The organism is Nitrosospira sp. NRS527, from assembly GCF_018406445.1.
Taxonomy (GTDB): Bacteria; Pseudomonadota; Gammaproteobacteria; order Burkholderiales; family Nitrosomonadaceae; genus Nitrosospira; species Nitrosospira briensis.
On sequence record NZ_AP024515.1, the window covers coordinates 1,514,837 to 1,528,360 of the forward strand.

General features: G+C 54.8%; 14 protein-coding genes. 1 reads left to right on the forward strand and 13 read right to left on the reverse strand.

Features of this window, described 5'->3' with window-relative positions:
* Window positions 1-22: 22 nt before the first annotated feature.
* The 3 genes from KJS40_RS06740 to KJS40_RS06750 all read right to left on the reverse strand — a co-directional run bounded on the left by KJS40_RS06740 (window position 23) and on the right by KJS40_RS06750 (window position 3,293).
* On the reverse strand, window positions 23-1,396 hold the full coding sequence (locus KJS40_RS06740; protein WP_213539564.1) for an alkaline phosphatase family protein: 1,374 nt from the start codon (window positions 1,394-1,396) through the stop codon (window positions 23-25).
* Window positions 1,383-2,033, reverse strand: coding sequence for a hypothetical protein (locus KJS40_RS06745; RefSeq protein WP_213539565.1), 651 nt, complete (start codon window positions 2,031-2,033; stop codon window positions 1,383-1,385). The genes KJS40_RS06740 and KJS40_RS06745 overlap by 14 nt, the downstream gene beginning before the upstream one ends.
* Window positions 2,034-2,204: 171 nt before the next feature.
* A complete protein-coding gene (locus KJS40_RS06750) occupies window positions 2,205-3,293 on the reverse strand; it encodes a hypothetical protein (protein WP_213539566.1) in 1,089 nt (362 codons plus the stop codon).
* Between the two features lie 492 nt (window positions 3,294-3,785).
* Between KJS40_RS06750 and KJS40_RS06755 the strand changes: the two genes are divergently transcribed.
* On the forward strand, window positions 3,786-4,535 hold the full coding sequence (locus KJS40_RS06755; protein WP_213539567.1) for a hypothetical protein: 750 nt from the start codon (window positions 3,786-3,788) through the stop codon (window positions 4,533-4,535).
* A 103-nt stretch (window positions 4,536-4,638) separates the two neighbouring features.
* On the opposite strand, the gene fliR is transcribed toward KJS40_RS06755, so the two are convergent.
* The 10 genes from fliR to fliI form a co-directional block, all read right to left on the reverse strand.
* Window positions 4,639-5,451: a flagellar biosynthetic protein FliR gene (gene fliR / locus KJS40_RS06760; protein ID WP_213539568.1), complete on the reverse strand. Its 813-nt coding sequence runs from the start codon at window positions 5,449-5,451 to the stop codon at window positions 4,639-4,641.
* Window positions 5,452-5,662: 211 nt separating this feature from the next.
* Window positions 5,663-5,932 (reverse strand): flagellar biosynthesis protein FliQ, encoded by a 270-nt coding sequence (fliQ, locus tag KJS40_RS06765; RefSeq protein WP_025039698.1) that lies wholly within the window; start codon window positions 5,930-5,932, stop codon window positions 5,663-5,665.
* A 135-nt stretch (window positions 5,933-6,067) separates the two neighbouring features.
* The gene (gene fliP, locus KJS40_RS06770; protein ID WP_213539569.1) at window positions 6,068-6,844 is read right to left on the reverse strand and encodes a flagellar type III secretion system pore protein FliP; all 777 of its coding nucleotides are present in this window, start codon (window positions 6,842-6,844) and stop codon (window positions 6,068-6,070) included.
* Window positions 6,834-7,418, reverse strand: a complete 585-nt coding sequence (gene fliO / locus KJS40_RS06775; RefSeq protein ID WP_244859739.1) for a flagellar biosynthetic protein FliO — start codon at window positions 7,416-7,418, stop codon at window positions 6,834-6,836. Before fliO ends, fliP begins: the two co-directional genes overlap by 11 nt.
* Window positions 7,419-7,605: 187 nt before the next feature.
* Window positions 7,606-8,001 carry a flagellar motor switch protein FliN gene (fliN, locus tag KJS40_RS06780; protein ID WP_244859772.1) on the reverse strand — a complete coding sequence of 132 codons (396 nt, stop codon included), beginning with the start codon at window positions 7,999-8,001 and terminating at the stop codon, window positions 7,606-7,608.
* A gap of 56 nt (window positions 8,002-8,057) precedes the next feature.
* The gene (gene fliM, locus KJS40_RS06785; protein WP_213539571.1) at window positions 8,058-9,035 is read right to left on the reverse strand and encodes a flagellar motor switch protein FliM; all 978 of its coding nucleotides are present in this window, start codon (window positions 9,033-9,035) and stop codon (window positions 8,058-8,060) included.
* A gap of 7 nt (window positions 9,036-9,042) precedes the next feature.
* Window positions 9,043-9,546, reverse strand: coding sequence for a flagellar basal body-associated protein FliL (gene fliL / locus KJS40_RS06790; protein WP_213539572.1), 504 nt, complete (start codon window positions 9,544-9,546; stop codon window positions 9,043-9,045).
* Between the two features lie 576 nt (window positions 9,547-10,122).
* On the reverse strand, window positions 10,123-11,577 hold the full coding sequence (locus tag KJS40_RS06795) for a flagellar hook-length control protein FliK (RefSeq protein WP_213539573.1): 1,455 nt from the start codon (window positions 11,575-11,577) through the stop codon (window positions 10,123-10,125).
* A 48-nt stretch (window positions 11,578-11,625) separates the two neighbouring features.
* Window positions 11,626-12,075, reverse strand: a complete 450-nt coding sequence (fliJ, locus tag KJS40_RS06800; protein WP_213539574.1) for a flagellar export protein FliJ — start codon at window positions 12,073-12,075, stop codon at window positions 11,626-11,628.
* Between the two features lie 78 nt (window positions 12,076-12,153).
* Window positions 12,154-13,515 carry a flagellar protein export ATPase FliI gene (gene fliI / locus KJS40_RS06805; RefSeq protein WP_178297915.1) on the reverse strand — a complete coding sequence of 454 codons (1,362 nt, stop codon included), beginning with the start codon at window positions 13,513-13,515 and terminating at the stop codon, window positions 12,154-12,156.
* Window positions 13,516-13,524 lie beyond the last annotated feature (9 nt).

Consider the following 13,524-nt stretch of genomic DNA (forward strand, 5'->3'; position numbering starts at 1 on the left):
TAGTGAGGGTGAAGGTGCCTCATCAATTCCGGGAAGCAGGGGGAGGCTCTTCAGGGAGGTGTACAAGCTCAGGATATTTTTCCAGTGCTCGCTTGCGGTCGTACCTCAGAAGGTCTTTCGCAGCTGCGCTGAAAGCCTGCTGACTATCGGTCTGCGGATCAAGCTGCGGTGCCTGCGCTGTCGTGCTGGAAATCGTCTCCTGTGGCGGTGGCGGGATGTCGGTCCTTGGTTGGGCAAGTGAATCGGCGAGTACCTGCGACACGCTTTGTATCCCCAGTTTTCTCCTTCGCGCGACCTCATCGTTATAGTCCGGCGTGCCGGCGAACTTCTCGGACAGTAATTGCAGGATCGATGTGTGATCCATCGATCCCTTGAAAACAGTACCCGGCCGGATCCATGGTGATGCGATAAGCGCCGGAACCCTCGGGCCAGTGCTCCCAAACGCGGTTGAGAATAGCGAATGAGGCGGAACCACGGCAGGGATCGCGAGCGGCGGAACATGATCGAAGAATCCGCCATGCTCATCATGCATAGTGATCAACAGCGTACGGTTCCATTTTGCACTGTCCCGAGTCAGCAGGCTGTAAATATCCCGCAGGAAGTTTTCGCCAGGTCCGATAGGCGTGGGAGGATGGTTGTCGTTGGGTATCCAACCGAAATGGACAGGAGAATCAGTATACTCAGGCTCGATGAATATCACGCTCGGCATCTCCGAGACTGATTCCGACTCGAAATCTGCCGGAAAATGCCTGAAGCTGCGGAAATCAGGCCCAAGTACCTCTTCATGAAAACGATCGAAAAGAGTGAAGAATGAAACCCCGCAGTGATAGACGCGCCAACTGACATTGCGGGAATTCAGCCACTCAAAAATAAAACTTCCCTTCACTGTTGGGATGGGGCGCGGTTTCGTGTCGTCGATCATGCTGTAGCCGCTGTACGCCACTGAACGATTCGGCTGAGTATCCGTCGGAAGCGGAGCAAACCAGTTATCGCACACGGCATACTGCGTCGCAAGAAAATTCGATATCGGCGTATCGCCAGGCGATAGAAATCCCAATGATGGTGGGTCCTTGATCTTGCTGCCTGTCGCCTGGAAATAGGCATCGGCAAAACCGCTCATTGTGAAACGCGAACCGGCCTTTGCCAGTTGAGTTGCTACACGAGCCCTGCTGTGAGGCAGGTCATGCAACAGAGGTCCATCCTTCAATTCGAAAGGTTGATAACCCTGGCCGTCCAGGAAATTGGTATAGTCGAGGTTCGTTTCGGGATCAATCAACCCTTCCACGTCCTTCCGATTGCCAAAGCGAGCCATGCTGAGGTGCCCGAGAACGTGATCGAAGGATCGGTTTTCCATCATTACGATCACGATGGTCTGAAACTGGTCAAGGGCCGCCATTAGGTCTCTCCTCGCAGCTCATCTGCGTTCTGATGGTTAATCGGCCCCGTACCGCGTCGAGCGCATTATCGCAAGTTTCATCCGGAGCCAATGGGGTACGAACCGTCCATGTACCGATAACGGACGCATTCTTGAAGCGATCTGTCGTACCATTCGGTGGTATCTCCACTTCAATGTCTTCCTTGCTGACAGCCAACTGCCGATTATAGTTATTTGCAATCGACACGGCTCGGACCTGTGAAGAGGTGTCTTTTTGCTGCAGTGTGAACGATGTCGATACGGATTGGGGACTGCCGCCACACTGGGCAACGCCTCCCAGCAGTCCGGTACTCTGGCTGGGTATCACCTGGACATCCCACTCGCGCTGAGCGCCCTTGAGCAGGCCTGGAACCTTGATCGTAAACCGGGTATTCTCCGTTGGAGCGAAAGATCGCGAGCCTTCCGTGGGCCCTTCCCCTGTCCCCTCCAATGGAGGTGCCGCATCCAGGGCGATTTTGTCTGAAGCCTTCCAGTCGATCTCGACAGTTTCCCCAGGGCATACAATGCTCGGGGTTACGGAAAAAGATTTGATCTGAGCACATCCTGCGACCAGCGGCGCAATAAGCAACGTGGTCAATACTAGAAATCTGTCATGCATTTGCTATCTCCCCGAGACGACCTGCGCTGTCCGCCAAACGTGTCCATGTTCTTTCCCTTTATGCTTTAGCGTTTCAAGCGAACAGATCATCAGACCCAGTGCCCAGTGGGATAGCAACAGTTGGGGCGTGCTGATTAAGTCCGGCTTCCCGCATCCAGCCTCTTGGCGGCCTTACCAATATCCCGGCGGCACCAGGTAAAGTCCCGTGTCCCATTTCCATTGCCGGACGGGGTTCTCGGTCATCGCGTCTTTGTCATCAGGCTGCGCAGTCCAATGAAAATCGCACACGCTCCCTTTGTGCCCTACGAACGTATGTATGCCGCCATTCGCGACACCGACGAAGAAAGGTATATTTTCCAGTTTTTCCAGCATCATCAAGGTATTGCGATCCGGCGTGACGCCGCGGTAGCCCGTAATGACTGCATCGCAGTGCACGCCATTCGATCCTGGAATCGGTGATTTCCATACGCGCGTGCCCGCCTTCGCCATATTAAGCGCGCCCAACTTCTCGCGCTCGTTTGAATCCGCCAGGTCTTCGGCGGTTCTCGGGCAATAAAAAATGGCGGTCCAGCCGTCTTTCTGCAATTCCTCGCAGAGCACGGTACCGCGCAGATCGGCGTCCTTTACTCTGCTGTTGATCTCGGCGAAACGCCCGCCATAGCCGCCCCCCTCGTAGGCTGCTCTCACGTTTTCCATTACCCAGCCGATACACGAACTTTCCTTAAGCCGCGCAGCCTGTCCGGATGTACTTTCTATAATAACCGATCCAGGCTCGATCGATCCCATTTGCCAATTTCCCATGCTCATGGCATCTATTTCCGTTCGCAGGGCTGGCCGGTCGCCTCTCAGGATAGCATCATGGAAAGGTGAGTGGTCGCCGTAGTAGAGGCCGATACCGGTATTGTCGATAGCGGCCTTATGCGCATTGCTATTGTCGGTGATACTCTTGTCACCCAGTTCCGCAACCTTCTTCCAGCTCAACGCCTCGTTTCTTCCCGGCGCGAGGCTCCCCGTTTTTGAGAACAACCATTGAGCAATGGCCAAGGCCGGCGGGTCAGAGATTGTATTAACGTTGCCGTCATGGTCATAATTATCGATGACCTCCCACAACTTCTCAAGGTTTTGGGTCGTGCCCTCGATAACCCCGTTACTGGATATACGCCGCACATTCAAATCCGGGTGAGCACTTTGAAGCTCGGCGGTATTGATGAATTTTCCCCTCAAGCGATTAACGAAGGTGTTGTGGTCGAGTATGGGCATTTCGTAGCTCCTAGCGATAACCGGACAAGATCGAAATGGCGGAGATTTCAGCTTCCAGTTTTCCTCGCCCTATAAATTCACTTTAGCAGCAATTGCGAAAAGTTCAATTTCCTTCAAGTCGGAATCAGTGCTGCTCTACCGGTTAAGGCGCTGTCTATATGGATCATATGAGCCATATGAGTATATTGTCATGGGAGACGCGGGTGTATAAGGATTGAATGTTTCAGAGCTTGTTCGGCATTAATAGGAGATTGAGTAGCCTCAGCTCGGGCTCATGCATATAAGCCTTGTGCTGGCACCCAATAGAGCCCGCCAAGCCGACAAGTTGGAAGCCCGCATGAAGTACGAGCCACATCGTATTGAATATGTTTGGTAATTTTGGTTGACGCAGAAGGTCAGGCATTATAAATTTGCGCTGGGACAAGCTTACATTTCAGTTGACTACCGAAATTCTGACGCGTTGTGCTTACTGCTCACTTGAAAGGAGTTAACTTGAAAACAGTCAGTTCAAATTTAATCATGCACTTCACGGCATCCGCTTTGGCAATCGCATCTGTTGTTGCGCCGTTGACTGCCGAGAGCGCGCTGTTGTTGATTAGTGGAATCACGCACGAACAAACAGGGTATAGACCCAATTGCGCTTCGGGTTTCGGTGGCACGACTACGGGTGCCGGGGTCAGTTCGCTCCTGGGAGCAGTTTCCCTTAAGGCTAACGATTGCATCACTCCTGTTGCAACTTACTTTTCTTTTACCGGAGAAATGGTATTTACGGTATCGGGTGGAGATGAACTGTTTGCCGACTATAGTGGTTCCTTCACTCCGACGGCTTTCCCATCCATTTTTTCGTTAACTGATTCTATCTTCAAGATAACGGGGGGTACGGGAAATTTCTTGCGAGCAACGGGGGGTGGAACATTGCAGGGGGTTCAGAACATCGCGAACGGTTGGGGAGTAATGCAGCTCACGGGGCAGATAGCCAATATCAAGAAAGATGGGGGTAAATCACAGTCTTTATTTTATCAACATGCCAGCGATAGCCCGGACGATTTGGCAATGATTTATACCGGTTCCGATAACAGTTTGTTTCCAGGTTCGACTACGCTCGGTGATTATTTTTATCAGGATCAGAATGGACAGCTACTCGCCATAAATTTGCTACCCGCATCCGGCTCATTGAGCTTACTGGCTGTCGGCCTCTTCAGTTTCATAGTCATGCGCCGCCGCAAGATATCAAATTCGTGAAATAGCTTTAGTAACCGTATCTTGCCGGCGATGCGGTATATTAACTGTAGAGCGCGCCGAGCCGGTTTTGAGCGCTGCGCGTAGCGTTGCACTTGGGAAGCGATCAGGATGGGGGCGATCCTCCCGGTGACGGAGGGCGGGCATCATGCGCTATCCGCAGCATGGTTTCCAGTCCTTCCGTGATCAAATGTTCGATCACTGGTATAAAGTAAGGCAGCGACAGCATCAATATTACCATTCCTACCATCAGCGTGATCGGGAAGCCGACAGCAAAAACATTGAGCTGGGGTGAGGCACGCGTCAGGATACCAAGCGCCAGATTGACAATCAGCAATGCTGCAACGACCGGCAGCGCAAGCTGTAGGCCTGCCAGGAAAATAGTGCCTCCCCACTCGGCGAGCCTTCTCCATCCCCCGGCTGAAAAGGGTTCGGCCGAGATGGGAAATGCGCTGAAACTTTCGGCCAGCACAGACAGCATCAGCAGATGACCATTTAACGACAGGAACACAAGCGTCGCCAGCAGCCCGAGAAATTTGCCCACTACCAGCGTACTGCCATCGCTGTGCGGTGTGAAGAAGGTGGCGAAACCCAGGCCCATCTGCAAACCCGCAATCTCTCCCGCCAATTCCACGGCACTGAACACGATACGCATGGCAAAGCCCATCGCCAGTCCGATTACGACCTGCTGGCTCAGCACCAGCAGTCCTGCGGGCGAGGCCGGCTTTAGGCCTGGAAGCGGTCCTATGGCAGGCGCCAGGATCAATGTAATGAAAACGCCCAATCCGATCTTCACCCGCATGGGTATGGCCGTATTGCCGAGTACCGGCGCAGCTGCCAACAGCGCCAGGATGCGGACAAGCGGCCATAGGAACGAGGTCATCCAAGCGTCAAGATTGGCAGAACTGAAGGTAATCACTAGGGGTATCTTTAACTTGAATCCGGTAGTTGAACGGCGCTATTCAATCCGTCCCCCAGGGAGCTCACCAAAAAGGTGAAGCTCACGGAGTACGAAAAATTCTTTTTGGTGATAGCGCTTGGTTGACAAATAAGCGGTCGCCTGCCGGATTCAGGCTCAAGGATGCGCTTCGTTCATTGTCGCCGGGCAAGCTGCAAGCCAGCATGGATTGCTAGCTCACCAATGCTGGAATTCCCTCAAATACCTGCCGCATGTAGTCGAGCATCACCGAGAGCATCCATGGCCCAGCCAGTACTAGGGCCGTAAATAGCGCCACCAGCTTTGGAATGAAGGATAAGGTCATCTCGTTAATCTGCGTGGCGGCCTGGAAGATGCTTACCAGCAGCCCGGTCGCCAGGGCAACCAGCAATAGCGGAGCAGAAATCATCAGTGTTACCTCCATGGCTTTCTGGCCCAGGGTCATTACGCTTTCAGGGGTCATCGTTTCATCCTTAAAGGTCGATATGGCGCGAATTGACCTACTAACCGCCACAAATATTTTTGCTCGATCATTTCTCACCGATCGGAGAAGATTTCAAAACAGGTTACCTGCCGACCGTAAAGCCATACTCCACCGTCATTGGTAGAAGCTCTCCGCAAGCGAGCCGATCAGCATGTGCCAGCCGTCGACCAGCACGAACAGCATGATCTTGAACGGCAATGCCACAAGGGCGGGTGATACCATCATCATGCCCATGGACATGAGCACCGACGCCACAACCATATCGATAATGAGAAAGGGAATAAATACCGCAAAGCCGATCTGGAAGGCAGTTTTCAGTTCGCTTGTGACAAAGGCCGGGACGAGTACGCGCAATGGCACGTCTTCCGGGCCGTTCAGTTGCTGGCCGCCGGAGAGCTTGACGAACAGCGCCAAATCCGCTTCCCGCGTCTGCTTCATCATGAACGCCTTGAGCGGTGAAGCGCCCCTGTCCAAGGCCTCCGACATTGTTATCTTATTGCTGGTATAGGGTTCGTAGGCATTCTCGTAGATTTTGTCGAAAACCGGTCCCATGACGAAAAAGGTAAGAAACAGCGCAAGCCCGACGAGTACCTGGTTTGGCGGCGAAGACTGCGTGCCGAGTGCCTGGCGCAGCAGCGAGAGCACGATGATGATACGGGTAAAGCCGGTCATCATCAGCAGCCCCGCCGGCAGAAAGGTGAGCGATGTCAGCAGCAGCAGGGTTTGCAGGCTCAGGGTATAATTTTGTCCTCCGCCTAGGGTTGGTGTGCTGGTGAATGCGGGCAAACCGGGATTCTGCGCCAGCGCGAGTAAGGGCGCGACCAATAGCACTGTTCCGAGCGCGATCCCCGGCACGGCGCGTGTCGCGGACGAAAAGTTGTTATTTGCCATGCTGCTCACCATCACGTTTCGCCGTCACCTGCCGGAACCAGGCGGAGAAATGGTGATCCGTGCTGGCGCCGCCGACGATATCGGCAGTGCCGGTAGTGATCTCGCCCTTGGGCATGCTATGCAATGCGGTGACATGACCCGGCGCGACGCCTATCACCAGCCAGGTATCAGCGACTTCCACCAGCACCACCCGCTCGCGCTGACCGACAGCCGAGCTGCCGATTACCTTGATACCGCCACCGGGCCTACGCTGGAGGCCGCCAAAACGCCTCAGCAGCCATGCGGAACCCGCCATTACGGCGAGTACCAATCCCAGGCCAAGTATGACCTGAAGCATGCTGCCGCCGGAAGCGGCACCCGTTGTATCTGTTGCTACGGTTTGTGCCATGGTAGTCACTGGCAATGTCCACAATATCAATGACAACGGAGCCAGAAAAGGTATCGGTCCAGCCGAAAAGCCTTTGGGGTGGCGCGCGAGGTCAACGCGATAGGGTGAGTTTATAAAACATGCGCACTTGCCATGAAAATGCGCAAATATGCTGTTGCGGATGCCGCCGGTTTTCATCTCATCCATACCTGAATTCGTGGTCTTTGAACCTAGCAACCTGTCGGACTTAAAGGAAGTCGGCTGCAAAAGCGTCTGGCCGGTTCATATTTCGCCGCTTTTTCGGCCAATAGAATAACTTTTGGCCTTAAAAATCGTCAAAATCTGCCCTCGCCCAGTCACTTTTTCGCTGCGATTCTGCAAGTCCGACGGGCTGCTAGCGGTTTAATTTACGGATACGCTCGCTCGGCGTGATGATATCGGTCAAGCGAATACCAAATTTCTCGTTGACCACTACAACCTCGCCTTGGGCGATCAAATAACCATTGACCAGCACGTCCATCGGCTCGCCTGCCAGGCCGTCCAGCTCTACGACCGAACCTTGTGCCAGTTGAAGCAGATTCTTGATGGCTATTTTGGTACGCCCCAATTGCACGGTGAGTTGAACGGGTATATCCATGATCATGTCGATGTCATTATGAATCTGCATCTTCTGACCGGGGGTAAACTCCTCGAAAATTGGAGGTGGAGCGCCTTCTGCCACAGCGGCTGCAGCAGTTTCCTGCTCAGTCATTCGTGATTCGGAATTGGCTTGATTTGCGTGCACGTTCATCTCCTCGGATTTATTCGTAAAGGGTCGCCTGGACAGATCGCGGCGTTCATCGGAGCTCATTCGTTGCTCGCGGAGCCAAGCATTTTTTCCATGCGCAGCGCGTACCTGCCGTTTGAAACGCCATAACGGCATTCCATTACCGGTACGCTGTCGACGCTGGCGGTGACAAACTCGGGGATATCCAACGGAATTACATCACCTACCTGCATATTGAGTATTTGATCGAGGGTAACGTGCACATGCGCCAGGTCCACCAGCATCGTCACCTCAGCCGACTGTACCTGTTTTGACAGGCGGCCAACCCACCGCTTGTCGACCTCCAGCGCCTCACCCTGCATGCTGCTGGAAAGCAGGTCACGTATCGGCTCAAGAATGGAATATGGGATGCAAATATGCATCTCTCCTGCGATGGTGCCGAAGTTGACCTCGAACGTAGTGGCGACAACCACTTCATTGGGTGTCGCCACGTTGGCGAACTGCGTGTTCGTCTCGGCACGCACATATTCGAACTCGATTGGATATACGGGATGCCAGGACTTTCCGTAGCTGTCGAACACCAGATTGAGCAGGCGCTGGATGATGCGCTGCTCGGTTTGGGTGAAGTCGCGCCCTTCCGCCGTGGGAAGAAGACGGCCATCGCCGCCGAACAGGTTGTCGACCACCAGAAACACCAGGGTAGGATCGAACACGAATAGCGATGTACCACGTAGCGGCTTGACGTGCACGAGGTTCAGATTGCTCGGCACTACCAGGTTGCGCACGAATTCGCTGAATTTGATGACCCGGACCGGGCCTGCAGTGACATTTGCGCTCCGGCGCATGAAATTGAACAGGCCAAGCCGTAAAAGCCGGGCAAAACGCTCGTTGATAATTTCAAGCGTAGGCATGCGCCCACGCACGATACGCTCTTGAGTCGCCAGGTTATATGGACGGAAACCTGAAGGTCGGGCCTCCTGCCGAGTTTCGTCCGCACCGCCTCTGATCCCTTTGAGCAGCGCATCCACTTCTTCCTGCGAGAGAAAGTCGTTACTCATGAGGCATTCACTGGATCACGAAAGAAGTAAAAAGTACGCTTTCGACGACTTTTCCCGTGTTTTCTTCATCGAACGGCTGATTGATCTCGGCGAGCAATTCGGCGGCAAGCTCTTTTTTGCCGTCTGTGGCAATAATTTGTGAAGCCGCCTTGCTGGAAAGGAGCAGCAAAATCCGGTTGCGCACCTCCGGCATATGCAGCTTGATCAAGCCTACCGCTTCGATATTTTCAACCTTCAAGGTCAGATTGGTCTGAAGGTGCTGCTCGCTGTGCTCGGGCTGCAGATTGACGGTAAACGTGTCCAGGCTGACGAATACAGGCGGCTTCTTTACAGGAGTTGCCCCGTCCTGGATCTGGCTGAAATACCATGCTGCACCACCGGCACCGGCGCCGAGCAGCAGTACGGCCGAAGCAATTATCAGGATCAACTTATTGCCTTTGGGCTTTTGCTTCGGATCGACGACAGCGGACTCGCGATATTCTCTTTCCTGTTTGTTCAGCCTGGTTGCCATGACTCGTCCTGTTCCTAAGTATGAATACCGTTACAAAGTATAAATACCATTATCACAGTAGTAGTGTTGCGGCAGCACGGCGAACAGAAGGACAAAAACCGGCCATCTCGGAATTTGATGTGTGGGACTAAATCCACCAGCGATTAAACTAAATCCGGTAGTTGACCGCTCTTTCAAGAAAAGGCTCGATGATGGTTACGCTCCGCTAGTAGGTCGGGCTATGCCCGACATCATTTTTACGATCGTCGGGCGCAGCCCGACCTACCTTGGCATAATCCTATAAATAATCAGTGTCCTGATTAACAACAATATTTCATATTATTTGGTGCTCACCTTCCAGGTGAGGTCGCTTCGGGGTCGCACCATCCTGCGGAAGGCGCTGCTTCGCCCTGCACGGTCACATTTCGCGTCGTTGCGCCTTGTCCTGCACCCCAAAAACCGTACACTTCACCCCGTCCAACTACCAGATTTAGGTTGATCCTGAATCCGGACGTCCAACTATCGGATTCAGGTTGAAGGAGCGACGAAAATAAGGCGCGAAAAATTCTGCCAGTTGCGGCTTTGCACTTTTACAAGCTAAGCGAACGTATCCACCAGACTGTTTCCCCGGGAACGAATAGGGTTTGCACCCGCATCCATCCCCGGCATGGTCATTTGACCGCTGCCCTTACCGTATCGTGCACCTGAATGGTTTTGCTGTTCAGACTCTGCCTGTTGCCGGGTAGAATCGGCACTCACGGTCGTATTGCTTAGATTGATCCCACTGTCCGCCATCATTTCCTTGAGTCGCGGAAGTGCAGCTTCCAGCGCTTGCCGCACATCAGCCTGTTGCGAAATGAACATTGCGCTGACCTGGTCATCGGAGATGGATAGTACGACTTGCAAGGGGCCCAGATCGGGCGGGTTGAGGCTCAGCTCCGCAACCTGCTGCTGATTGGAAACCATCCAGACGACTTTTTGACCCAGCGCATTATCCCAGCCGGCAGCACCGAGGCGGGGTTCCAGCCTAGGCGTGGCGTGAACAGGCGTGCCTGCCGCGGCCTCCGAAGCTGCGGATATGGCTGCCGATATGGAACCGCGCTCAGGTACGGCTACTGCCGCCCCCGCCTCTGCCTGTGCGGCGGACAAGTTGTGCTGTGCAACTTCGAGCATGGATTTTTCGAGTTGTTGGGTTTCACCCACCAAGCTGAATTTCGGCAAGCCGAACTCCCGTTGCGGTACAGTGCTCTGTCTCCCATCCTGGGATGGCTTGATTGGGGCATCATCATTAGTAACGGAAGCCTTGGTAACCAAAGTCTCGTCCGGAATAACCGGATCGCCATCACCGCCCTGCCCCGCTTTGGTTGCTATCCTGGCTATTACGCCAGACGCGACGGTAGTGAGCGCGTCAGATGGTAATCTTGCGTTCCGGGACGTGCCCGCATCGGCGGCGGCCGTGGCCGCCCTCGTGCCAATGTCGATGCCGGTGCTGTCTGAAATTCCGGCCGACCGTGCGGTAACCGGGCTGAACTGCGAAACCATCAACCCTGCATGCTGCGCCGCAGCAGTGGCGAGCTCGGCCGGGGACATGCTGGCCAGGGTATCGGCGGGGTCATTGTGCTGGTGCTGGGTATCGGCCTGGACATCGGCTCGCGCATCGATTCCAGCATCGGTTCGGGAACTCAGCGTGCAAGCGGCCGCCAGACCGGGCAATATTTCCGTCATATTCACGGGCTGAAGCGCCGCAGCAATCACAACTACAACCACATTACTTTCCTTTTCCTTTATATTTTTCTTTACTTCCGCATTTCGCGCTTCCATTTCCCCCGCGCTGATGACCCTGCCATCGGGATCTTTGCCTGGGGCTGTTTTCTCATCGGGTAGCCCAACATCGGCGCGGCCCTTTCCGCTCATTTCTTGCGCAAGCACTTCGCTAAAACCAGCAGTAGCGGCTGCTTGCCCCGCCTCCTGTGCATCAGTAACGTGAGCAAGATTCTTGAGCGGAGATACGGCGGATGAAGGCGTATTTTGGAGTGCGGACAAGGTCAGCATAATGTTGGTCCCGATATTTTTCGATGGTGATGGTTAAGAAGGAAGCGATTAGCGCGATGGATTCTGGCGGGCGGCGGCGTTGACCGTATGCTCGTCGGTTTCACGCTGTTCGCGCTTTGTGGCACGCAGCAATTCCGCGCGAGCCTGGCGTTGCGCGAGCGTGTCATAAGAATTGAAAGTGCGCTTGGCCGACTGCCACGCAACTTTGCCCGCTGCGACGCGCTGCTGCGCCGAGGCCAGGGTTTCGCGCTGTTGGGTGATTGCGGCGTCGAGCTTGTCAATAAACTCCTGGTAGTTGCGCCAGTCGGATGCCGTTAGCCCTTGCCGCATCGACACCTGAAAGCGAGCACAGTAGTCATCCCGATATTGCAGCAGCAACTGGAGCTTGGCTTCTACCTGCACACCTTGTTTGCACAGCATCCCCAAGCGTTTTGCCGCATCGTCCGTGCGTGTCTGCGCCAGTTCGATCAATGTATCCAAAGCAGATGGTTTCGCCATTTTCTTCTTTTCCGGTCAGAGGGTTGGTTAGGGCCAAGTTTGGGCTAATTCAGTCAGATCACGCTAAGCCGGACCAGGTCAGGTTGGCCGGGGCTGTTCGCCGAGCAGCACGCCCAGTTTAGCGGCACTGTCCGCATAATCCGCACGCTCAAACATGCCTTGCTGAAGGAATGCTTCCAGTTGAGGATATAGCGTGATCGCACGGTCCAGCAGCGGGTCGCTCCCGGACGAGTAAGCCCCTACGCTTATCAGATCGCGTGAACGTTGATAACGCGAATAGAGTTGCTTGAAGCCACGTACCTGCTCGAAATATTGCGGCGAAATCAATCCGGTCATGGCCCGGCTGATCGAAGCTTCTATATCGATGGCGGGATAATGCCCCGCTTCCGCAAGGTGGCGCGACAGCACGATATGCCCGTCGAGGATTGCACGGGCTGCATCCGCGATGGGGTCCTGCTGGTCGTCCCCCTCGGTCAACACGGTGTAGAACGCGGTAATCGAACCTCCTCCCTTGATGCCGTTGCCGGCCCGTTCTACCAGTTGCGGCAATCGGGCGAACACGGAAGGCGGATAACCTTTCGTTGCGGGCGGCTCTCCAATTGCCAGCGCTATTTCTCGCTGCGCCATGGCATAGCGCGTAAGCGAATCCATGATCAGCAGGACATTCTTGCCCTGATCCCGAAAATATTCGGCGATGGACGTGGCATAGGAAGCGCCTTGTAATCGCATCAACGGCCAGGTATCGGCCGGGGCGGCCACCACCACTGAGCGGGCCAGCCCTTCTGGACCCAGGATTTGTTCGATAAATTCCTTGACCTCGCGGCCTCGCTCACCGATCAGACCCACCACAATCACATCGGCGCTGGTGTAGCGCGCCATCATGCCGAGCAGGACGCTCTTGCCCACCCCGGAACCGGCAAACAGGCCCATGCGCTGGCCGCGTCCAACAGTAAGCAGCGCATTGATGGCGCGTACTCCGACATCCAGTGTCTGATTTATCGGATCTCGATCGAGCGGATTGAGCGGTTTGTTGACGAGCGGCGCGCCATGCTCCGCCTGCAGCGGTCCCAAACCATCCAGCGGCCGTCCGGCGCCGTCCAGCACGCGCCCCAGTAACCCGTTTCCCACCGGGAAACGCTTGAGTCGGTCGGAGGCGCGACGTCGTGGCTGGCCAGCGTCATCCAGCACCGGCAATGCGCCTGTGTTGCTCCAGGGGATCACCTTCGCGCCGGGTGTCAGGCCAAACACATCGGTGTTGGGCATCAGATAAAGCCGGTCGCCTTGAAAGCCTACTACCTCCGCCTCTACCCTGTTGCCATTGGGCGTCAGCACAGTGCAACCGCTTCCCACTGCAAGTTTGAGCCCTACTGCTTCCATTACCAGTCCCGTAACCCGAGTAAGACTACCGGAAACCTGGAAGGGCTGAGCGTTGACGGCCATATCACCGCA